Annotated in this window: 22 protein-coding genes; 5 read left to right on the top strand and 17 right to left on the bottom strand. The window is 74.5% G+C overall.

Translation table 11 applies throughout. The features are described 5' to 3' along the window. Positions 1–165: 165 nt before the first annotated feature. The 7 genes from ACFQ8C_RS03420 to hsaA (ACFQ8C_RS03390) form a co-directional block, all read right to left on the bottom strand. Positions 166–1836 (bottom strand): FAD-dependent oxidoreductase, encoded by a 1671-nt coding sequence (locus ACFQ8C_RS03420; RefSeq protein WP_383451816.1) that lies wholly within the window; start codon positions 1834–1836, stop codon positions 166–168. Further along, complete coding sequence (locus ACFQ8C_RS03415) at positions 1833–2723, bottom strand: MaoC/PaaZ C-terminal domain-containing protein (protein WP_383451814.1); 891 nt, start codon at positions 2721–2723, stop codon at positions 1833–1835. The genes ACFQ8C_RS03420 and ACFQ8C_RS03415 overlap by 4 nt, the downstream gene beginning before the upstream one ends. Further along, complete coding sequence (locus tag ACFQ8C_RS03410; protein WP_383451812.1) at positions 2723–3205, bottom strand: flavin reductase family protein; 483 nt, start codon at positions 3203–3205, stop codon at positions 2723–2725. Before ACFQ8C_RS03410 ends, ACFQ8C_RS03415 begins: the two co-directional genes overlap by 1 nt. Then, positions 3193–4086: a VOC family protein gene (locus ACFQ8C_RS03405; protein ID WP_383451811.1), complete on the bottom strand. Its 894-nt coding sequence runs from the start codon at positions 4084–4086 to the stop codon at positions 3193–3195. The genes ACFQ8C_RS03410 and ACFQ8C_RS03405 overlap by 13 nt, the downstream gene beginning before the upstream one ends. Before the next feature lie 29 nt (positions 4087–4115). Continuing rightward, positions 4116–4985 (bottom strand): 4,5:9,10-diseco-3-hydroxy-5,9,17-trioxoandrosta-1(10),2-diene-4-oate hydrolase, encoded by an 870-nt coding sequence (hsaD, locus tag ACFQ8C_RS03400; RefSeq protein ID WP_383451809.1) that lies wholly within the window; start codon positions 4983–4985, stop codon positions 4116–4118. A 13-nt stretch (positions 4986–4998) separates the two neighbouring features. Beyond that, positions 4999–6165 (bottom strand): 3-hydroxy-9,10-secoandrosta-1,3,5(10)-triene-9,17-dione monooxygenase oxygenase subunit, encoded by a 1167-nt coding sequence (gene hsaA / locus ACFQ8C_RS03395; protein WP_383451807.1) that lies wholly within the window; start codon positions 6163–6165, stop codon positions 4999–5001. A gap of 133 nt (positions 6166–6298) precedes the next feature. Further along, positions 6299–7468, bottom strand: a complete 1170-nt coding sequence (gene hsaA / locus ACFQ8C_RS03390; RefSeq protein ID WP_383451805.1) for a 3-hydroxy-9,10-secoandrosta-1,3,5(10)-triene-9,17-dione monooxygenase oxygenase subunit — start codon at positions 7466–7468, stop codon at positions 6299–6301. Between the two features lie 194 nt (positions 7469–7662). On the opposite strand from hsaA (ACFQ8C_RS03390), the gene ACFQ8C_RS03385 reads away from it, so the two are divergent. Then, complete coding sequence (locus ACFQ8C_RS03385; RefSeq protein ID WP_383451803.1) at positions 7663–8544, top strand: IclR family transcriptional regulator; 882 nt, start codon at positions 7663–7665, stop codon at positions 8542–8544. Here ACFQ8C_RS03385 and ACFQ8C_RS03380 read toward each other — a convergent pair. From ACFQ8C_RS03380 to ACFQ8C_RS03335, 10 genes are all read right to left on the bottom strand, one after another. Further along, positions 8528–8974 (bottom strand): SRPBCC family protein, encoded by a 447-nt coding sequence (locus ACFQ8C_RS03380; protein WP_383451801.1) that lies wholly within the window; start codon positions 8972–8974, stop codon positions 8528–8530. The two genes, ACFQ8C_RS03385 and ACFQ8C_RS03380, sit on opposite strands and share 17 nt — an antisense overlap. 26 nt (positions 8975–9000) lie before the next feature. Further along, complete coding sequence (locus tag ACFQ8C_RS03375; RefSeq protein ID WP_383451799.1) at positions 9001–9777, bottom strand: SDR family oxidoreductase; 777 nt, start codon at positions 9775–9777, stop codon at positions 9001–9003. A gap of 20 nt (positions 9778–9797) precedes the next feature. Beyond that, positions 9798–10865, bottom strand: coding sequence for a 2Fe-2S iron-sulfur cluster-binding protein (locus tag ACFQ8C_RS03370; protein WP_383451797.1), 1068 nt, complete (start codon positions 10863–10865; stop codon positions 9798–9800). After that, a complete protein-coding gene (locus ACFQ8C_RS03365; protein ID WP_383451795.1) occupies positions 10846–11085 on the bottom strand; it encodes a hypothetical protein in 240 nt (79 codons plus the stop codon). Before ACFQ8C_RS03365 ends, ACFQ8C_RS03370 begins: the two co-directional genes overlap by 20 nt. A 1-nt stretch (position 11086) precedes the next feature. After that, entirely contained in the window at positions 11087–12244 is a 1158-nt protein-coding gene (locus tag ACFQ8C_RS03360; protein ID WP_383451826.1) for a Rieske 2Fe-2S domain-containing protein, read from the bottom strand. A 26-nt stretch (positions 12245–12270) separates the two neighbouring features. Continuing rightward, positions 12271–13296 carry a 4-hydroxy-2-oxovalerate aldolase gene (dmpG, locus tag ACFQ8C_RS03355; RefSeq protein WP_383451793.1) on the bottom strand — a complete coding sequence of 342 codons (1026 nt, stop codon included), beginning with the start codon at positions 13294–13296 and terminating at the stop codon, positions 12271–12273. A 12-nt stretch (positions 13297–13308) separates the two neighbouring features. Then, a complete protein-coding gene (locus ACFQ8C_RS03350; RefSeq protein ID WP_383451824.1) occupies positions 13309–14220 on the bottom strand; it encodes an acetaldehyde dehydrogenase (acetylating) in 912 nt (303 codons plus the stop codon). Between the two features lie 7 nt (positions 14221–14227). Then, a complete protein-coding gene (locus ACFQ8C_RS03345; protein ID WP_383451791.1) occupies positions 14228–15010 on the bottom strand; it encodes a 2-keto-4-pentenoate hydratase in 783 nt (260 codons plus the stop codon). A 271-nt stretch (positions 15011–15281) separates the two neighbouring features. Continuing rightward, the gene (locus ACFQ8C_RS03340) at positions 15282–16202 is read right to left on the bottom strand and encodes an SDR family oxidoreductase (protein ID WP_383451789.1); all 921 of its coding nucleotides are present in this window, start codon (positions 16200–16202) and stop codon (positions 15282–15284) included. A 16-nt stretch (positions 16203–16218) separates the two neighbouring features. Next, on the bottom strand, positions 16219–16998 hold the full coding sequence (locus ACFQ8C_RS03335) for an SDR family oxidoreductase (RefSeq protein WP_383451788.1): 780 nt from the start codon (positions 16996–16998) through the stop codon (positions 16219–16221). Positions 16999–17076: 78 nt separating this feature from the next. Here ACFQ8C_RS03335 and ACFQ8C_RS03330 point away from each other — a divergent pair, with 78 nt between their 5' ends. From ACFQ8C_RS03330 to ACFQ8C_RS03315, 4 genes are read left to right on the top strand one after another with little or no spacing between them, the layout of a single operon-like run. Continuing rightward, on the top strand, positions 17077–17832 hold the full coding sequence (locus ACFQ8C_RS03330) for an enoyl-CoA hydratase family protein (RefSeq protein WP_383451786.1): 756 nt from the start codon (positions 17077–17079) through the stop codon (positions 17830–17832). Between the two features lie 14 nt (positions 17833–17846). Further along, positions 17847–18695 (top strand): CoA transferase subunit A, encoded by an 849-nt coding sequence (locus tag ACFQ8C_RS03325; protein WP_383451822.1) that lies wholly within the window; start codon positions 17847–17849, stop codon positions 18693–18695. Continuing rightward, positions 18692–19471 (top strand): CoA-transferase subunit beta, encoded by a 780-nt coding sequence (locus ACFQ8C_RS03320; protein ID WP_383451784.1) that lies wholly within the window; start codon positions 18692–18694, stop codon positions 19469–19471. Before ACFQ8C_RS03325 ends, ACFQ8C_RS03320 begins: the two co-directional genes overlap by 4 nt. Further along, entirely contained in the window at positions 19468–20532 is a 1065-nt protein-coding gene (locus tag ACFQ8C_RS03315) for an NAD(P)H-dependent flavin oxidoreductase (protein ID WP_383451782.1), read from the top strand. The genes ACFQ8C_RS03320 and ACFQ8C_RS03315 overlap by 4 nt, the downstream gene beginning before the upstream one ends. Positions 20533–20590 lie beyond the last annotated feature (58 nt).

The raw sequence follows: 20590 nt of genomic DNA, 5'->3' as shown, positions 1-20590 counted from the left end.
CGCCGATCCGGCCGGCGACCGCGCGCCCCTCCTCCTCCAGGAGGTCGGTGAGCAGCACGCGGGCGCCCGCCGCGGCGGCCGCCCACGCGGCCGCCGCGCCGAGCCCCCGGGCGCCGCCGGTGACGATCACCGCGCGATCGCCCAGCGCGTCCGCGGGCACGCCGGTCACGCGCGGGCCTCCGCGATGGCGTTGACGGCCAGCCAGCCGAAGGTCATGGCGGGGCCGATGGTGGCGCCGGGCCCCGGGTAGGTCTCGCCCATGACGGCGGAGGAGACGTTGCCGGAGGCGTACAGGCCGGGGATGGCGGTGCCGTCCTCGCGGAGCACCCGGGCGGTGGCGTCGGTGAGGAGGCCGCCCTTGGTGCCGATGTCGCCGGGGTGGACGGGGATCGCGTGGAAGGGGCCCTTCTCCAGCGGCGCCAGGTTGGGGTTGGGCAGGGTCGGGTCGCCGTAGTAGCGGTCGTAGACGCTGTCGCCCCGGTGGAAGTCCTCGTCCCTGCCCGCCCGGGCGAAGCCGTTGAAGCGCTCCACGGTCGCGCGCAGCCGCTCGGGGGCGGCGCCGACGAGCCCGGCGAGCTCCTCCACCGTCGCGGCCTGCTTGACGAAGCCGCTCTCCCGCCAGGGCCGGGGGAAGGCCTGGCCGGGGAAGAGCCCCGTGAAGATGTACCGGGACCTGGCCGTGGCGTCGAGGATCAGCCAGGACGGTACGGCGGTGGCTCCGCCGCGGGCCTGGTGGGCGTACATGGCGTCGACGAACTCGTGGTAGGGTGCCGCCTCGTTGGCGTACCGCTCCCCCGCCGAGTCGACGATCACCATGCCGGGGATGCCCCGGTCGGCGACGAGGAAGAAGGGCTTGCCGTCCGGGGGTACGACGGTCGGAGCGCCCCACACCTTGTCCATCAGGTCGACGGCGGCGCCGAGGGCGAGGGCGGGTTCCAGGGCGTCGCCGGTCTGGCCCTCGGCGGCGGCGCTCCACGCGCCGGAGGTGGGGGCCGGCAGGTGCTTCTCGCGCAGGGCCTGGTCGTGGGAGAAGCCGCCGGAGGCGAGGACCACGCCGCCGGTGGCCCGGACGGCGAGTTCGCGGCCGTCCTTGCGGACCCGGATCCCGGTGACCCTGCCGTCCTCCTCGACCAGGCCGGTGAGGGGCGCGGAGAGCCAGAGTTCGCCGCCGAGGAGGTCGAGCGAGTGGCGCATGCGGGCGACGAGCGCCTCGCCGAGCGCGAGGGGTTCGCGGCGGGTGACGAGGGCCTTGGCGGCGCGGGCGCCGACCTTGAGGGCGGTGCGCCGGCCGGCCCAGGTGCGGCCGACCATGTTCAGGTCGTGGAAGTCCCGGGAGGTGATGGTCAGGCCGTAGGTGGGGAGCCCGGCGCGGCGCATGGTGGCGCGCCGTTCGGGGGCGAGCCGGCGGAAGTCGAAGACCTCGGGTTCGACGGAGCGGCCCTGCGGGTAGCCGCCGAGCCGCTCCGGGTAGTAGTCGGAGTAGCCGGGGGTGTAGACGAAGCGGACGGCGGTGCGGTCGTGGAACTCCCGGACCATGCGCGGTCCGTACCGTACGTAGGCGTCCTTGCGGGCGTCGGTGACGCGGTCGCCGACGGTGGCGTCCAGATAGGCGCGGGCCTTCTCCGGGGTGTCGCCGAGCCCGGCGGCGTCCAGGTGGAAGTTGCCGGGCACCCAGATGGCGCCGCCGGACAGGGCCGTGGAGCCGCCGTAGGCGTCGGTCTTCTCCACCACCAGGGCGGTCAGGCCGCGCAGCCGGGCGGTGAGGGCCGCGGCCATGCCGGCGGCTCCGGAGCCGACCACGACCACGTCGTAGCCGTGGTCCCAGGTGCTGTTCATCGCGTTCTCCCTCGTGGTCGGCGGGCGGTGACGCGGGCGTCGGTGAGGACGGGGGCGTCCTCGCGCTCCGCGGCGGTGGCGGTGAGCCGGTGTCCGTCGGCGGTGTGCCAGATCCTCAGGCGGAGCGTCTCGCCGGGGAAGAACACCCCGGCGAAGCGGGTGCGGCAGCCGGTGACCGCACCGGCGTCGCCGTCGAGCAGCCGGTCGGTGACGGCCTTGACGGCCATGCCGAAGGTGCAGAGCCCGTGCAGGACGGGCCGGTCGTAGCCGGCCCGGCGCGCGGTCGCGGGGTCGGCGTGGAGCGGGTTCCAGTCGCCGGTGAGCCGGTAGAGCAGGGCCTGCTGACGGAGCGTGGGGAGCTCCAGGACCAGGTCCGGTTCCCGGTCGGGGGCGGGGAGGCGGTCGGAGGGGCCGCGGTCGCCGCCGAAGCCGCCCTCGCCCCGGGCGAAGACGTGGTTGCGCTGGGTGAGGAGGGGTGCGCCGTCCTCGCCGAGGAGCGTGGACTCCTGGACGAGGACCGCGCCGGTGCCCTTGTCGTACACCTCCGCGAGCCGGGTGACGGCGGTGGCACGGGCGGCGGCGGGCAGCGGCCGGTGGACGGTGATCTCCTGCCCGCCGTGCAGGACGCGCGCGAGGTCGAGGTCGACGCCGGGCAGCTCGAAGACCTGGAAGCCGACGCCTCCGGTGCCGCCGGCGACGACACCGAAGGTGGGCAGGGTCCGCAGGCCGTCCTCGTGGCCCTCGTACACGTAGCGGAGTTCGCGCGGGTCGGTCTCGGGGACGCCCGCGCCGAGCGCCAGGTGGTAGAGGCGCACGGCGCGGGAGTCCCAGGAGACCTCGGTGCGCACCGGGGGCGCGGCCAGTGCCCTCTCGGGGTCGAGGGGCATCAGAAGGCCCCGACGGCGTAGCGGCTGCGGTAGTAGAGCAGCGGCCGGCCGTCCTCGCCGGCGTCGAGGGCGACGACGTGGGCGGTGACGAGGTGGTGGTCCCCGGCCTCGTACACCTCGTGCAGTTCGCACTCGACGTGGGCGAGCGCGCCGTCGACGCGGACGGTTCCGTGGTCGCTCACCCGCCAGGGCACGCCGGCGAACTTGTCGGCGCCGCTGCGGCCGAGGGCGGCGCAGGTGGTCCGCTGGTCCTCGGCGAGGATGTTGACGCAGAAGCGGCCGGCCCGCCGGATCCTCGGCCAGCTGCTGGAGGACCTGCCGACGGCGAGCATCACCAGCGGGGGGTCGAGGGAGAGGGAGGCGAAGGACTGGCAGGCGAAGCCGGCGGGTGCGCCGTCGTCGAGGGCGGCCACGACGGTGATGCCGCTCGCGAAGCGTCCGAGGACGTCCCGGAAGCGGGCGGGGTCGATCAGCCGTTCCACTGGTGGCCCCAGACGCTGTCGGCGGTGATCTCCTTGGCGACCCAGGTGGCCGGGTCGACGATCAGCCCGTCCCAGCCGTACTCGACCTGGAAGCCGCCGGGGGCCTGGGCGTAGAAGGAGACCATGCGGTCGTTGGTGTGGCGGCCGAGGCTGGAGGCGATGGGGATGCCGGCGGCCTGCATGCGGTCGAGGCCGAGGCCGACGTCGTCGAGGGTCTCCAGCTCGACCATGAAGTGGACGATGCCGGGCGGCAGCGCGCCCGGGTAGAGGCCGAGGCTGTGGTGGCGGCGGTTGGGGCTGAGGAAGTGCATCCAGTGGAAGTCGCGCTGCTCGGCGGCGGTGGGGACGGCCTGCGGCGGGAGCTTCATGGAGTCGCGGAGCTGGAAGCCGAGGAGGTCCTCGTAGAAGCCGAGGGCGGCCTCGACGTCCGGGACGGGCAGGACGACGTGGCCGAGGCCGAGGTCTCCGGTGACGAAGCGGTTGCCGTAGGGGGCGGCGAGGGGGGTGTGGTCCTGGGCCTGGCCCCAGTAGAGCTCCAGCGGGTTGCCGCACGGGTCCGTGAGGTGGATCAGGCCCTGGACGCGGCGCTCGGCGAGTTCGCCGGCGTCGGCGGTCTTGACGGCGACACCGGCCGCCTCCAGCTCGGCGGCGGCCTCGGCGAGGGCGGCGGCGCCCGCGAGTTCCCAGCCGGCGGCGAGCAGCCGGTCGGAGTCGCCGGCCTGGATGGCGATGCGGTAGGCGCGGTCGTCGAGGCGCAGCAGGAGGGTGGTGTCGGTGGAGCCGGGGGCCTCGGCCATGCCGAGGATGTCGAGGGTGTAGCGGCGCCACTCGTCGAGGCGGGTGGTCTCCAGGCGCAGGTAGCCGAGTGCGCGAACGTCCATGGGGCACCTCTTCGGTCGGTGGGAGGGGGTCAGTGGGTGAAGAAGTCGACGGCGAGGCGGTTGAACTCGTCGGCCTGTTCGGTCTGGGCCCAGTGGCCGCAGTGCGGGAAGACGTGCAGGCGCGCGTCGGGGATGGTCTTCAGGGCGACGAGGGCGCCGTCGAGCGGGTTGACGCGGTCCTCGCGGCCCCAGGTGAGCAGCACCGGCCGGGTGATCCGGTGGGCCTCGCGCCAGAGCATGGTGGCCTCGGCCCAGAGGGGGTTGGCGAAGGAGGCCGCCATGCGGGCGGCGCCCAGGCGGGTCTGGGGGTCGGTGGCGGAGGCCCACCGCTCCTCGACCAGCGCGTCGGTGACGACGGACTGGTCGTACGCCATGACGGAGAGGAAGGCGCGGAGCTGTTCCTTCGTCGGCTCGGGGGAGGCGTTGAACTCGAAGAGGCGCTTGATGCCTTCGGTCGGGTCGGGGGCGAAGAGGTTGACGGAGACGCCGCCGGGGCCCATGAGGAGGAGCTTGTCGGTCTTCTCCGGGTGGTCCAGGGCGATCCGGACGGCGGTCCCGCCGCCGAGCGAGTTGCCCACGAAGTGGGCGCGCTCGATGCCGAGTCCGTCCATCAGGGCGGCGACGGCACGGGCGCTGTAGCTGAAGTAGTCCCGGTCGAGCACCGGCTTGTCGGAGCGGCCGTAGCAGGGCTGGTCGACGAGGAGGGTGCGGAACTCCCGGGCGAAGACGGGGAGGTTGCCGCCGAAGTTGCTCCAGCCGGAGGCTCCGGGGCCGCCGCCGTGCAGCATGATCACGACGGGGGCGTCGGGCCGGTCGGCGGGTCCGGCCTCGTGGTAGTGGAGGGTGAGGCCGGCCGCCTCGGCGGTGCGGGAGGTCGACGCGTGGGTGAGCTCGGTCATCTGCGGCTGCCTCTCAGGCCATGGTGTCTTGGATGTCGATGCCGAGGGCGCACTGCCCGTACATGACGAGGGCGCGCTCGGGGTCGTTGGCGGCGTGGCCGCGGCCGGTGTGGGCGTCGCGCCAGGCGCGCTGGACCGCGCCGGGGCCGGTGCGCATGGCGTTGCCGCCGGCGTTCTCCATGAGGAGGTCGACCGCGCCGACCGCGCGTTCGGTGGCGAGCACCTGGTCCCGGCGGGTGCGGGTGCGCAGCTCCATGGGGATCTCCTCGCCGCGCTCGGCGAGGGCGTACATGGCGCCGATGTTGCGGGTGAGCTGGAGCCAGGCGGCGTCGATGTCGCTGGCGGCGCGGGCGATGCGGACCTGGGCGAAGGGGTCCTCGGCGACCTGCTGTCCGTAGGAGACGCGGAACCGCTTCCGGGTGGCCTCGGTGTAGGCCTCGTAGGCGCCCTCGGCGATGCCGACGACCGGGGTGGCGATGGTGGTGGTGAAGACGCCGGCGTACGGCAGCCGGTAGACGGGTTCGGGGTTGATCTCGTGGCCCGGCACGTCCAGGGCGGTGACCGGGCCGAAGCTGAGGGCGCGGTGGTCGGGGACGAAGACGTCGTCGACGACGACGTCGTTGCTGCCGGTGCCGCGCAGGCCGACGGTGTCCCACACGTCGTCGATCCGGTAGTCGGCACGGGGGACGAGGAAGGTGCGCATGTCGACCGGGTTGCCCTCGGCGTCGGTGACGAGGCAGCCGAGGAGGGCCCAGCGGGCGTGGTCGCAGCCGGAGGAGAAGTGCCAGCGGCCGGAGAGGCGGAATCCGCCGTCGACGGCGGAGGCCTTGCCGGTGGGGGCGTACGAGGAGGCGATCCGGGTCCTGGGGTCGGTGCCCCAGACCTCCTGCTGGGCGCGGGGGTCGAAGAGGGCGACGTGCCAGGGGTGGACGCCGACCACGGAGGCGACCCAGCCGGTCGACCCGCAGGCCTTGGCGATCTCCTTGACCGCCGTGTAGAAGACCACGGGGTCGGCGGCGGCGCCGCCGAACGCCTTCGGCTGGAGCAGCTGGAAGAAGCCGGTGTCCTCCAGTTCCTTGACGGAGGCGTCGGGCACGCGCCGTGCCTCCTCGGCCTCGGCGGCGCGTTCGCGCAGGACGGGGGCGAGGTCGCGAACGGCTGCCAGGACGTCGTCGGCCATGGGGGCATCCCCTTTCGGGTCGTGGTGGGGGAATGCCAGGACCGTACGGCGAGCCGTACGGCCGGGAGAACGCGTCGCTCCCACTGAGCGGGAAGGCGGCGCGGGAGCCGGTGGGCCGGGTCCCGCGCGGAGGTCAGAGCATGGGGTCGTGGACGTCGAGGCCGACGGCGTCCCGGCCGAAGAGGAGCAGGGCGCGGTCGACGTCGTTGGCGGCCTGGCCGCGTCCGGTGTGCAGGTCGCGCCAGGCCCGGGCGAGGACGTCGTCGCCGCCGCGCAGGGGGCTGCCGCCGGCGTTCTCGCGGAGCAGGTCGACGGCGGTCAGGGCGCGTTCGGTGGCGAGGGCCTGGTCCCGGCGGACGCGGGCGCGCAGCGAGCGGGAGGGTTCGCGGCCGGCCCGGGCCGTCTCGTACAGCTCGGCGGTGTCGCGGGCGAGCTGGAGCCGGGCGGCGTCGATCTCCCCGGCGGCGCGGGCGATGCGGACCTGGGCGAAGGGGTCCTCGGCGACGCGCCGTCCGGGCGGGAGGGCGGGGTGGGCGCGGGCGGTCCCGACGTGGTGGTCGTAGGCGCCTTCGGCGATGCCGACCATGACGGTGGAGATGGTGGTGGTGAAGAGGGCGGCGTAGGGCAGCCGGTAGACGGGGTCGGGGTTGGCCTCGTGGCCGGGGCAGCGGAGCGCGGTGATGGGGCCGTATCCGAGGGAGCGGTGGGCGGGGACGAAGGCGTCGTCGACGACGATGTCGTGGGCGCCGCCGCCGCGCAGCCCGACGGTGTCCCACACGTCGTCCACCCGGTGGTCGGTCCGGGGGACGAGGAAGGTCCTCATGTCCAGCGGGCGGCCGTCGGCGTCGCTGACGAGTCCGCCGAGCAGGGCCCAGCGGGCGTGGTCGGCGCCGGCCGCGTGGTGCCAGCGGCCGGAGAGCCGGTGGCCTCCGTCGACGGGGGTGACGGTGCCGGTGGGGGCGTGCGAGGAGCAGACCAGGGCGGAGTCGTCGTCGCCCCAGACGTCGCGCTGGGCGCGCGGGTCGAGCTGCGCGACGTACCAGGAGTGGACGCCGAGGAGGGCCGCGGTCCAGCCGGTGGAGCCGCAGGCCCGGGCGATCTCGTGGACGGCGGCGTGGAAGACGTCGGGTCCTGCGGCGAGCCCGCCGTACGCGCGGGGCCGCAGCAGCCGGAAGAAACCGGTGCCGGCCAGGTCGGCCAGGGAGGCGTCGGGCACGCGGCGGAGCTCCTCCGCCTCGGCGGCGCGCTCGCGCAGGGCGGGGGCGAGGGCGCGGACGGCGGTGAGGACGTCGTGGTCGCGCATGGGGTGCCTCTCGGATCCGGGGCCCGGATCGTGGACTCCTCCGGGGTGACGGGAGCGAACCTACGCGTTACCGTTCCGAGACGGAACACCCTCTTCCCGTACCCGCCGCCCCTCTGGCAACCTCCACGCAATACCGGAGATTACGGACGCGGCTGGGCTCTCGCCCGTCGCGCCGTCCGTGTGGGGAGGTGTCGATGACGACCCATGCCGTCGAGCGGACCGAGGCCGAGGGTGCTCCGCTGTCGCTGCTGGAGAAGGCGGCGAAGGTGCTCGGGGCCTTCCAGAGCGCGGGACCGCGCCTGACCCTCACCGAGGTCGTGCAGCGGTCGGGGATCCGGCGCTCCTCCGCCCACCGCATCCTGGACCAGCTGGTGCAGCTGCGCTGGCTGGAGCGGGAGGGCCGCGACTACCGGCTGGGCATGGGCATGCTGGAGCTCGGCGCGATGGCCTCGCACCACAACCGGCTGCGCCGCGCCGCCCTCCCCCATCTGCACGCCCTGCACGAGGCGACCGGCCATCTGGTGCACCTCACCGTCCTCGACGGCCCCGAGGTGGTCTACCTGGAGCGGATCGGCGGCTCCGACGACTCCGGGGTGCCCTCGCGGACGGGCGGCCGGCAGCCGGCGTACTGCACCGCGTCCGGGAAGGCGATCCTGGCGTTCAGCGACGCCGCCGTGGTGGAGCAGGTGATACGCGGCGGGCTGCGGCCCCGCACCCCCCGGACGATCACCCGCCCCGACCCCTTCCGCGCCGAACTGGCCCTGGTCCGCGAGCGCGGGGTCGCCTTCGACCAGGAGGAGGGGTTCCGGGGCGTCTTCTGTGTCGCGGCACCGCTGCGGGGCGCGGGCCGGGCCGTCGCGGCCGTCTCGGTCTGCGGCCACGGCGTCCACCGCGAGATGGAGCGGATCGCGCCGGTGGTGCGCGGCTGCGCGCGCTCCGTGTGGCAGTCGATGTTCGGCCCCGGCCGGCTGACGGAGCAGCGGGCGCAGCCGGTGGCGGAGACGGCCGCGCCGGGCGTGCCGCAGCCGTCGATGGACAACATGATGACCTGGCTGCGGTTCAGCGAGTGGATGTGAGGCGCTCCCCGAGCGCCCGCAGGCCGGTGGCGTAGACGCCGTCGCCGAACCGGGCCTCGACCTGGGCCGCCACCTCGTCCGCGGCGCGGTAGACGGCGGACCAGCGGACCTCGGCGCCTTCGGGGTGCGGACGGACGGCGAGCGTGGCCACGTACTCCTCCACGGGCAGCGCCCGCGGGTCGAGCAGCGTGTAGCGGTAGCGGCGCGCGGCGGGCTCGTGGGCCAGCAGGCGCTCGCGGGCGACGACCGCGCCGTCCAGGGTGAAGACCCTTACGGCGCCGGGCGCTTCGGGGTCGGCGCCGTCCTCCAGCGTGGCCGGCGGGAGGTGCGGATGCCAGTCGGCGAGGGTGGCGAAGCCGCCGGCGAGCGCCCAGACGGCGTCGGGGTCGGCGGCGATCACGAGGGAGCGTTCGAGGGTGCGGGGGGACATGGGGGCCTCCGTGGCGGGGTCCGTCGTCACCAGGTGCGGTCGCCGCGCAGGACGGCGTCGGCGCCGCCGTCCGCGAAGACGACCTGGCCGGTGACGAGCGTGTTCTCGGGCGAGGTGAGCCAGGCGATCAGCGGCGCGAGCTGCTCGGGCCGGGAGTGGCCGTGCAGGGGCATGGGGACGGCCCGTTCGACGAGGGCCCGGGTGGCGGGGTCGTCGAGGAGGGGCCGGGTCAGCGGGGTGAGGACCACGCCCGGGGCGACGGCGTTGAGCGGGATGCCCGCGCCGGCCCAGGCGTCGTCGGGGGCGGCGCGGCGGACCCAGCGGGAGACCGCCGCCTTGGAGGAGGAGTAGACGAGGTGTCCCTCGCCCCGGTCGACGGCGGCCCGGGCGGCGGCGACCGCGGCGGTCTCGTCCTGCGCGTCCGCCGCCGCCAGGATCGCCGGGTCGGTGGGGTGCACGGAGTCGACGGAGCCGACGACGAGGGCTCTCGGGTGGGAGCCGGCGGCGAGGAGCGGGCGCAGTCCTTCCAGGGTGGCCACGGCGCCGAAGTGGTTGACGCGGACGGTGACCGGGTCGAAGTGCGCGACGCCGGCGCAGGCGACGACGGCGTCGAGTCCGCCGTCGGCGAGCGCGCGGGCGCGGGACACGAGGGCGGCCCGGCCTTCGGGGACGGACAGGTCGGCGGTGATGTCGCCGCCCTCCAGGTCGGCGGTGAGGACCGTGTGGCCCTGTCGCCGGAGGAGGGCGGTGGTGGCCGCGCCGATGCCGGAGGCGGCTCCGGTGACCAGATACGTACGGGGCATGGGAGGCTCCTCGTCGGGGTTCAGGAGTAGGTGATCTCGACCCGGTCGGTGCGCGGCAGGGCCTGGCAGGCGAGGACGTAGCCGTCGGCCAGGTCCCGGTCGTCCAGGACCTCGTTGCGGGCCATCCCCACCTCGCCCGTGACGACCCGGCAGGTGCAGGCGCTGCACGCGCCCTCGCGGCAGGAGTACGGGGCGTCCACCCCGGCCGCGAGGAGCGCGTCGAGGAGCGGCACGTCCGGCGGCCAGGGGACGGTGCGGGTCTCGCCGTCGAGTTCCACCGTCACGGTGCCGGCGTCCTCGTCGGCGGCCGCCTCCGGGACGGGCGCGTCGAAGACGTCCCCGGAGAGGGAGAAGAACCGTTCCCGGTGGATGCGTTCGCCCGGTGCGCCGAGCGCGCGCAGCGCCTGTTCGACGGCGTCCATGAGCGGGCCCGGGCCGCAGACGAAGGCCTCGCGCGCGGCGTACGGGGCGAGCGCGGCGGCGAGCCGCTCCGGGACCGGGAGGCCCTGGAGCGATTCGAGCCAGTGGACCACCAGGAACCGTTCGGGGTGGGCGGTGGTCAGGGTGCGGAGCTCGTCGCGGAAGATGACCGCGTTCTCGTCGCGGTTGGCGTAGAGCAGGACGATCCGGCCGCGGCCCGCCGCGAGGACGGACTTGGCGATGGACAGGACCGGGGTGATGCCGCTGCCCCCGGCGACGAGCAGCAGGTCGCCGTCGAGGGAGTCCGGGGTGAAGGTTCCGGCCGGGGGCAGGACCTCCACCTCGTCCCCCGCGGCCAGGTGGTCGCAGACCCAGTTGGAGCCGTACCCCCCGGCGACCCGCTTGACGGTGACCTTCAGCGGTTCGCCGGTGTGGGGCGAGCTCGCCAGGGAGTAGCAGCGGGCGACGGACCCGCCGTCCGGTCCCGGCAGCCTCAGCGTGAGGAACTGCCCGGGCCGGTGGGCGAATCGGTCCGCGCTCTCCGGCGGCGGCCGGAGGACCAGGCTGCGGGCGTCGGGCGTCTCGGCGACGACCTCGACGATCCGCAGCCGGTGGGTGCGGCGCCCGGCGGGCGGGGCCGCCGACGGCTCAGCGGTCGACACGGACATCGCCGACCTCCAGGGTGCCGTCCGCGACCGCCCGCTCGATGCTGGACCGCAGCGACCGGCAGGTCGGTATCCGGGCGCTGCTCGCGCCCCGCCCCACCCGGTCGCGGAACTCGGCGCAGACGACGGCCGCGTCCTCGGTCCACTGCACGGAGGTGTGGGCGGGGGTGAACTTCTCGCACAGGACCTGGTTTCCGCAGGCCGCGCACTCGACGGGGCGCATGTCAGGGGGCTCCGGCTTCCGTCTCCGCCGCGCGGCGGGCCAGGTTCTCGTCGACCTCGGCGCGCCAGGCGGCGTTGGCCCGCCGGGTGTCGATCTCGAACTCGAAGCGCCTGGTCATCTCGTCCTTGACGTCGGCGGTGTCGACGTAGAACTGCTCGTACCAGCGGCGGAGCTGATAGACGGGGCCGTCCTCCTCGGTGAGGAGCGGGTTGTCGATCCGGGTCTTGTTCCTCCAGATCTCCACGTCCTGCTCGAAGCCGACGGTGGCGCCCTCGGCGGTGGCCTTCGCGGCCTCGGCGGCCTGTTCGTCGGTCATGCCGGGGAGCCGCTTGACGATGGCGCCGTACTGGAGGAGGAAGCTGTCGGCGTCGATCGGGTAGTGGCAGTTGATGAGGACGATCTCCAGCTCCTGGCCGTCGCCGACGTCGCTGTAGAGGTGGTCGATCATGTAGGAGGGGCCGTGGTAGGAGGCGTCGGAGCGCAGCCGGCCGGAGCTCAGGGTGCCGAGTTCCATGTCGCCCCGGGGGCTGCTCTCCATGTACTGGGTGGCGGTGTGGCCCTCGAAGACGTTCTTGAAGTACTCGGGGAAGGCGTAGTGGACGTAGTAGAAGTGCGCCATGTCCACGACGTTGTCGACGATCTCGCGGCAGTGGGAGCCCTCGACGCGGAGGGTCTTCCAGTTCCAGTCGCTCCACCGGTCGGCCTCGGGGCCGTGGACGCCGGCGATCTCGGGGACGGTGACCCCGGGGGGCGGCGGGTTCCCCTCCGGGTCGTGCCAGACGAAGAGCTGCCGGTTGCGCTCCAGGGTCAGCCAGGTGCGGGTGCGGGCCCGCGGCGGGACGCGGCGGGCGTACGGGATGCCGGCGCAGCGGCCGTCGCCGGCCCAGCGCCAGTCGTGGAAGGGGCAGGCGACGGCGTCGCCCTTGACGGTGCCGTGCGCGAGGTTGCCGCCCATGTGCGGGCAGTAGGCGTTGAGGACGTGGAGTCCGCCGTCGTCCTCGCCCCGGAAGACCACCAGCTTGGTGCCGAAGGCCTCGATCTCGTGCGGTGTGCCGTCCTTGAAGGAGTCGGCGAGGCCGAGGCAGTGCCAGCCCCGGGCGAAGCGGGTGGGCGGGCGGCCGGCTTCGATGACCCTGGCCTCGTCGCCGAGAGCAGTCATCATGTTCTCCCTGGGTTGTGGTGGGTTCAGTCGCGGGCGGCGGCGAGTTCGAGGGCGATGTCGATGAGCTGGTCCTCCTGGCCGCCGACCAGGCGCCGTTCGCCGGCCTTCAGCAGGATCTCGGCGCCGGGGACGCCGTACCGCTCGGCCTGCCGGTAGGCGTGCTTGAGGAAGCTGGAGTAGACGCCGGCGTGGCCCATGAGCAGGGCGAGCCGGTCGAGCCGGCACTCCTCGTCCATGACGGGGCGGACCACGTCCTCGGCCGCGTCGATGATCTTCAGGACGTCGATGCCGGTGCGGATGCCCATCTTGGCGCAGACGGCGACGAAGGCCTCGACGGCGGTGTTGCCGGCGCCGGCGCCGAGGCGGCGGGTGGAGCCGTCGATCTGGAGGGCTCCGGCCTTGACGGCGGCGACGGAGTTGCCGGTGCCGAGGGCGAGGTTCTCGTGGCCGTGGAAGCCGACCTGGGCGTCGCCGCCGAGCTCGGCGACCAGGGCCTGGACGCGGTCGGTGACGTCGTCCATGACCATGGCGCCCGCGGAGTCGACGACGTACACGCACTGGCAGCCCGCGTCGGCCATGATCCGGGCCTGCCGGGCGAGGTTCTCGGGGCTGGTGGAGTGGGCCATCATCAGGAAGCCGACGGTCTCCAGGCCCCGCTCGCGGGCGAGTCCGAAGTGCTGGACCGCGATGTCGGCCTCGGTGCAGTGGGTGGCGATCCGGCAGATGCCCGCGCCGCTGTCGTGGGCGGCCCGGATGTCGTCCTTGACGCCGAGTCCGGGAAGCATGAGGAAGGCGATCACGGCCCGCCGCGCGGTCTCCGCGGCGGCCCTGATCAGTTCCTGTTCGGGGGTCTTGGAGAAGCCGTAGGTGAACGAGGAGCCGCCGAGCCCGTCGCCGTGCGTCACCTCGATGACGGGGACGCCGGCGTCGTCGAGGGCGGCGACCACGGACCGTACGTCCCCGGCGGTGAACTGGTGCCGCTTGGCGTGCGAGCCGTCGCGCAGCGAGGAGTCGGTGATCCGGATGTCGAGGGTGTCCGAGTAGGGCATGGCAGGGGCTCCTTACGCGCCGGGGGCGAGGAGCCCCCGGGCGAACTCCTCGCCGACCTTGGTGGCGGCGGCGGTCATGATGTCGAGGTTTCCGGCGTACGGCGGGAGGTAGTCGCCCGCGCCCTCGACCTCCAGGAAGATCGCGACGCGCGCCATGCCGCCGTTCTCGGGGCTCGGGTCGTCGAACTGCGGCTCCCCGCGCAGCCGGTAGCCGGGGACGTACGAGGCCACCTGCTCGGCGACCTCCTTGACGGAGAGGGCGATCGCGGCCCGGTCGGCGTCCTCGGGGACGGCGCAGAAGACGGTGTCGCGCATCATGACCGGCGGGTCGGCCGGGTTGAGGATGATGATCGCCTTGCCGCGCGCGGCGCCGCCGATGGTCTCGATGCCGCGGGCGGTGGTGCGGGTGAACTCGTCGATGTTGGCGCGGGTTCCGGGGCCCGCGGAGACGGAGGCCACCGAGGCGACGATCTCGGCGTACGCCACGGGGACGACGCGGGAGACGGCGTACACCATGGGGATGGTGGCCTGGCCGCCGCAGGTGATCATGTTGACGTTGGGCCGGTCGAGGTGGGCCCGCAGGTTGGCGGGCGGGACGACCGCCGGGCCGACGGCGGCCGGCGTCAGGTCGATCGCCCGGATGCCGAGCTCGGCGTAGCGGGGGGCGTTGGCCCGGTGGACGTAGGCGCTGGTCGCCTCGAAGACGAGGTCGGGCCTCTCGTCCTGGGCGAGCAGCCGGTCGACACCCTCGTGGGTGACCTCCAGGCCGAGCCGGCGGGCGCGGGCGAGGCCGTCGCTGCCGGGGTCGACGCCGACCATCCAGCGGGGTTCGACGAGCTCGGAGCGGAGCAGCTTGTACAGCAGGTCGGTGCCGATGTTGCCGGAGCCGACGATGGCGGCGGTCGCCTTGGTCTTGCGGGTCATCATCACCTCAGGTGAAGGAGAGGGAGACCGGGCCCAGCCCGGTGAACTCGGCGGTGTAGGTCGCGCCGGGCACGACGTCGACGGCCCGGGTGCACGAGCCGGGCAGCACCACGTGCCCCTTCCTCAGGGCCACGCCGAAGCGGGCGACGGTCCGGGCGAGCCAGGCGACGGAGCGGGCCGGATCACCGAGGACGGCGTCGCCGCGCCCCTCGGCGAGCCGTTCGCCGCCGCCGTCGAGCCGCGCCTCGATCGCCCCGAGGTCCAGCCCGCGCGGGGAGCGGCCCTCGCCGATGACGTATCCGGCGGAGGAGGCGTTGTCGGCGATGGTGTCGGCGATCGTGATCCGCCAGTCGCGGATGCGGCTGTCGATGAGCTCCAGGGCCGGCACGACCCGCTCGGTCGCGGCGAGCACGTCCTCGGGGGTGCAGCCCTCCCCCGGCAGGTCGTCGCCGAGGACGAAACCGATCTCGACCTCGACGCGGGGCCGGCAGTAGCGGGCGGTGGGGACGGGGTCGCCGGAGGCGAGCTCCATGTCGTGGAGCAGGTGCCCGTAGTCGGGCTCGTCGACGCCCATCATGCGCTGCATGACGGGCGAGGAGAGCCCGACCTTGTGACCGCGCACCTCGGCGCCGGCGGCGAGCCGGTGCCGGATGTTGACGAGCTGGATCTCGTACGCGTCCTCGGCGTCGATCCCGGGGTACGCCTCGCTCAGCGGGGCGATCGGCACGACGCCGAGTTCGGCGGAGCGCAGCAGCTCGGCCGCCTCGTGTCGCTGACGGTCCGTGAGCATGACGGGTCCCTCCTGGGGGCGCTCGGGGCTGTGTCCGGCGAGGCTAGGCCGGGGTCGCCGAGCGCGGGGAGCGCGCGTTCCCACTGACCGGGAAACCCCGCCCGTCCTCGCCCGCCCCGCCCCCGCCCCTCGCGAGGACGCCCCCCGCCCCTCGCGAGGACGCCCCCTCGCCCCGGGCCGCGCACCACCCACGCCCGGCACGGACGGCGCCCCGCGCCGCGCCCCCGTGCGGGCACACCCGCGGGGTGTGCCCGTGACGGGGCGGCGGCGGTCAGTGGGCTCCGTAGACCGGGTGGGGCGGTTGCGCGTCCGCGAGGAGCTTCAGGGCCGCCTCGCCCGCCTCCACCGGGGCCCAGCGGGCGCCCTTGTCGGCGGTCGGTCCCGGCCGCCAGCCCTCCATGACGGTGATGCGGCCGCCCTCCGTCTCGAAGACCCGGCCCGTCACCCCGGCCGCCGCGTCGGAGCCGAGCCAGACGACGAGCGGGGAGACGTTCTCCGGGGCCATGGCGTCGAACCCGGCGCCCTCGGGGGCGGCCATGGTGTCGGCGAAGGTCCGCTCGGTCATCCGGGTCCGCGCGGCGGGCGCGATGGCGTTGACCTGGACCCCGTACCGGCCCATCTCGGCGGCCGCGACGAGCGTGAGGCCGACGATCCCGGCCTTGGCGGCGGCGTAGTTGCCCTGGCCCACGCTGCCGAGCAGCCCCGCGCCCGAGCTGGTGTTGATCACCCGCGCCCGGGGGGTCCGCCCGGCCTTGGACTCGGCGCGCCAGTACGCCGCCGCGTGCCGCAGCGGCAGGAAGTGGCCCTTGAGGTGGACGCGCATGACGGCGTCCCAGTCGTCCTCGCCGAGGTTGACGAGCATCCGGTCGCGGAGGAAGCCCGCGTTGTTGACGAGGGTGTCGAGGCGGCCGTACGTGTCGACGGCGGCGGCGATCAGCGAGGCCGCGCCTTCGGCGGTGGCGATGTCCCCGCCGTGGGTGATCGCCTCTCCGCCGGCCGCCGTGATCTCGTCGACGACGTCCTGGGCGGGGCCGGTGCCGCCGCCGGGGCCGCCGGTGCCGTCGAGGCCGACGCCGAGGTCGTTGACGACGACCTGGGCGCCTTCCGCGGCGAAGGCGAGCGCGTGGGCGCGCCCGAGGCCGCGGCCCGCTCCGGTGACGACGACGACGCGTCCCGCGCAGAGTCCGGTCATGTGGGGGTCCTGCCTTTCAGGGGTGGTTGACGGTGGCGGCGTCGAGGAACGCGGGGCGTTCCCCTCCGCCGTGGACGTGGAGGGCGGCGCCGCTGATGTAGGCGGCCCGGCCGGAGGCGAGGAAGACGCACGCGTCGCCGATGTCGGCGGGCGCGGCGAGCCGGCCGAGCGGCACGGTGCGGCCGACGGCGGCGATGCCGTCCTCGTCGCCGTAGTGCAGGTGGGACAGCTCGGTGCGGACCATGCCGAGGACGAGGGTGTTGACCCGGACGAGCGGGGCCCATTCCACGGCCATGGAGCGGGCGAGGTTCTCCAGGCCGGCCTTGGCGGCGCCGTACGCGGCGGAGCCCGGTGAGGGGCGGGTGCCGCTGACGCTGCCGACCATGACGATGGAGCCTCCGGCGTCCTGCCCGCTCATGACCCGGTGGGCGGCGAGCGAGGCGGTCAGGGGGGCGACGAGGTTCAGTTCGACGACCCTGGCGTGCTGGGCCGCGTCGCCGTCGGAGAGGGTGCGGTACGGGGTGCCGCCCGCGTTGTTGACGAGGGTGTCGAGGCGGCCGTGCTCGTCGCGCACCCGGTCGAAGAGGGCCGTCACGGCGTCCGGGTCGCGCAGGTCGACGGGGAGGAAGCGGGCGGTGCGGCCCGCCGCCGTCACGGGTGCGTCGGGGGCCCGCCGGGCGCAGGTCACGACGTCCGCCCCGGCTTCGAGCAGGGCTCTGGTGATCCCGGCGCCGACGCCCCGGGTGCCGCCGGTGACGACGGCGACGGAGCCGGACAGATCGATGGTCACTGCCAAGGGACACCTCCCGCAGCGGCCGAACCGCTGCTATCTTCCACCTAACAAACGTTTGGTGGAAAGGTAGCTGATCTGCTCATGGGTGTCTCCACCTCCGCACCGGACGACGGCGTCGCCGTCGTCACCGTCGACTTCCCCCCGGTCAACGCCCTCCCCGTCCGGGGCTGGTACGACCTCGCCGCCGCCGTCCGGACCGCGGGCGCCGACCCGAAGGTGCGCTGTGTGGTGCTCACCGCCGAGGGCCGGGGCTTCAACGCCGGCGTCGACATCAAGGAGCTCCAGCGCGCGACCGGCCCCGAGGCGATCCTCGGCGCCAACCACGGCTGCGCCGAGGCCTTCTCCGCCGTCTACGACTGCGAGGTGCCGGTCGTCGCGGCCGTCCACGGCTTCTGCCTCGGCGGCGGCATCGGCCTGGTCGGCAACGCCGACGCGATCGTCGCCTCCGAGGACGCCGCCTTCGGCCTCCCCGAGCTCGACCGGGGCGCCCTCGGCGCCGCCACCCACCTCGCCCGGCTGGTCCCCCAGCACCTCATGCGGACCCTCTACTACACCTCCCGCACGGTCACCGCCGAGGAGCTCCACCGGCACGGCTCGGTGTGGCGGGTCGTCCCGCGCGCGCGACTGCGCGAGGCGGCCCTGGAGCTGGCCCGGGAGATCGCCGCGAAGGACGGCCGGCTCGTCCGCCTCGCCAAGGCGGCGATCAACGGCATCGACCCGGTGGACGTGCGGCGCAGCTACCGCTTCGAACAGGGCTTCACCTTCGAGGCCAACCTCAGCGGCGCCGCCGACGAGGTCCGCGACACCTTCGGCACCGACAAGGAGGAGCAGTCGTGAGCAAGGACAAGACGATGACCGCCGAGGAGGTCGTCGGCAGGCTCCGCAGCGGGATGACCATCGGCATCGGCGGCTGGGGCTCCCGGCGCAAGCCGATGGCGCTGGTGCGCGCGCTGCTGCGCTCGGACCTCACGGACCTGACCGTGGTCTCGTACGGGGGTCCGGACGTCGGCCTGCTCGCCGCCGCGGGCAGGATCCGTAAACTGGTCGCCGCCTTCGCGACGCTCGACTCCGTCCCGCTGGAGCCGCACTTCGTCGCGGCCCGGCAGCGCGGCGCGTTCGAACTGGTGGAGCTGGACGAGGCGATGATGATGTGGGGCCTCACCGCCGCCGTGCACCGGCTGCCCTTCATGCCCATCCGGGCCGGGCTCGCGTCGGACGTGATGACCGTCAACCCCTCGCTTCGGACGGTGACCTCGCCGTACGGCGACCGCGAGGAACTGGTCGCGGTCCCCGCGCTCCGCCTGGACGCCGCGCTCGTCCACCTCAACCGCGCCGACGTCCACGGCAACGGCCAGTACCTGGGCCCCGACCCGTACTTCGACGACCTCTTCTGCGAGGCCGCCGACACGGCGTACGTCTCCTGCGAGCGGATCGTGGACACCTCCGACCTGCTCAAGGACGCGGGGCCGCAGACGCTGCTGCTCAAGCGGGCCTTCGTCGACGGGGTCGTCGAGACCCCCGGCGGCGCGCACTTCACCTCCTGCGTGCCCGACCACGACCGCGACGAGGCCTTCCAGCGCCACTACGTCGAGGCCGCCCGCGACCCGGAGCGCTGGCGGGAGTTCACCGCGCGGTTCCTGTCCGGCGACGAGGACGCGTACCAGGCCGCGGTGGCGGCGTTCCACGAGGAGGAAGCATGAGCGGCGGCGACACGACCACGACGGCCGCGGTCACCCGGGCCGAGTACTGCGTGGTGGCCTGCGCCGAGGCGTGGCGGGACGCGGGCGAGGTGCTGGCCAGCCCGATGGGTACGGTCCCGATGATCGGCGCCCGGCTCGCACGGCTCACCTTCGCCCCCGACCTCCTGCTCACCGACGGCGAGGCGCTGCTGATGGGCGACGTGCCGGCGATCGGCGCGGCGCCCGGGGTGGTGGAGGGCTGGCTGCCGTACCGGCAGCACCTGGCGATGGTCGCCACCGGTCGGCGGCACGTGATGATGGGCGCCAGCCAGCTCGACCGGCACGGCAACCAGAACATCAGCTGCGTCGGCGACTGGCGGCGGCCGTCCCGCCAGCTGCTCGGCGTCCGCGGCGCGCCCGTCAACACGCTGAACAACCCGACGAGTTACTGGGTCCCCCGGCACTCTCCCCGGGTCTTCGTCGAACGGGTCGACATGGTCTGCGGCGTCGGCTACGACCGGGCGGCCGCGGCCGGCCCCTCCGCCACCCGCTACCACCGCGTCCCGGACGTCGTCACCGACCTGGGCGCCTTCGACTTCGAGACCCCCGACCGCACCATGCGGCTGCGCTCGCTCCACCCGGGCGTCACGGTCGAGCAGGTGCGGGAGGCGACCGGCTTCGAGCTGGTCGTGCCGGGAGAGGTGCCGTACACCCGGGACCCCACGGCGGAGGAACTGCGGCTGATCCGCGAGGAGATCGACCCCCGGGGCCTGCGCGACCGCGAGGTCCGCGGATGAGCGACGCCACGATCACCACCCCCCTCACCTCCCTCGTCGGGGTGCGGCACCCGATCGTGCAGACCGGCATGGGGTGGGTCGCCGGCCCCCGGCTGGTCTCCGCCGCCGCGAACGCGGGCGCGCTGGGCGTCCTGGCCTCGGCGACCATGGGCGTCGAGCAGCTCAGGTCCGCCGTGCGCGAGGTCAAGTCCCGTACGGACGCGCCGTTCGGCGTGAACCTGCGGGCGGACGCCGGTGACGCCGCCGAACGCGTCCGGATCATCGTCGACGAGGGGGTGCGGGTCGCGTCCTTCGCGCTCGCGCCCTCGCGCGAGCTGATCGCCCGGCTGAAGGACGCCGGCGTCGTCGTGATCCCCTCGATCGGCGCCCGCCGGCACGCGGAGAAGGTCGCCGCGTGGGGCGCCGACGCGGTCGTGGTGCAGGGCGGGGAGGGCGGCGGCCACACCGGGAGCGTCGCCACCACCGTGCTCCTCCCCCAGGTGGTGGACGCGGTGGACATCCCGGTGATCGCCGCCGGCGGCTTCCACGACGGACGCGGCCTGGTCGCCGCGCTCTCCTACGGCGCGGCCGGCATCGCCATGGGCACCCGCTTCCTGCTCACCTCCGACTCGACCGTCCCCGAGGCGGTCAAGGCCCGCTACCTGGCCGCGGCGGTGGGGGACGTCACCGTCACCACCAAGGTCGACGGGCTGCCCCACCGGATGCTCCGCACCGAACTGGTCGACGCACTGGAGCGCTCGGGGCGGGCCGCGTCGCTGCTGCGGGCCGTGCGGCACGCGGCGGCCTTCCGGCGCGAGTCCGGCATGAGCTGGGCCCGGATGGTCCGGGACGGGGTCGCCATGAAGCACGGAAAGGAGCTGACCTGGAGCCAGGTCCTGCTCGCCGCCAACACCCCCATGATGCTCAAGGCGTCGATGGTGGACGGCCGCACCGACCTCGGGGTGATGGCCTCGGGCCAGGTCGCGGGCCTGATCGACGACCTGCCGTCGTGCGCGGAGCTCGTCGACCGCGTCATGGCCGAGGCGGCGGCCACGCTCCGCGCCCTGCCCCGCGCGGCCTGAACGGCCCGCGCACACGACGTCCGCCGGGGTGCCGTCACCCCGGCGGACGTATCGTGCC

This window comes from Streptomyces sp. NPDC056503, assembly GCF_042794995.1.
Taxonomy (GTDB): domain Bacteria; phylum Actinomycetota; class Actinomycetes; order Streptomycetales; family Streptomycetaceae; genus Streptomyces.
The sequence above is the reverse complement of the archived record's forward strand: the minus strand, read 5'-3'. Positions and strand labels throughout refer to the sequence as shown.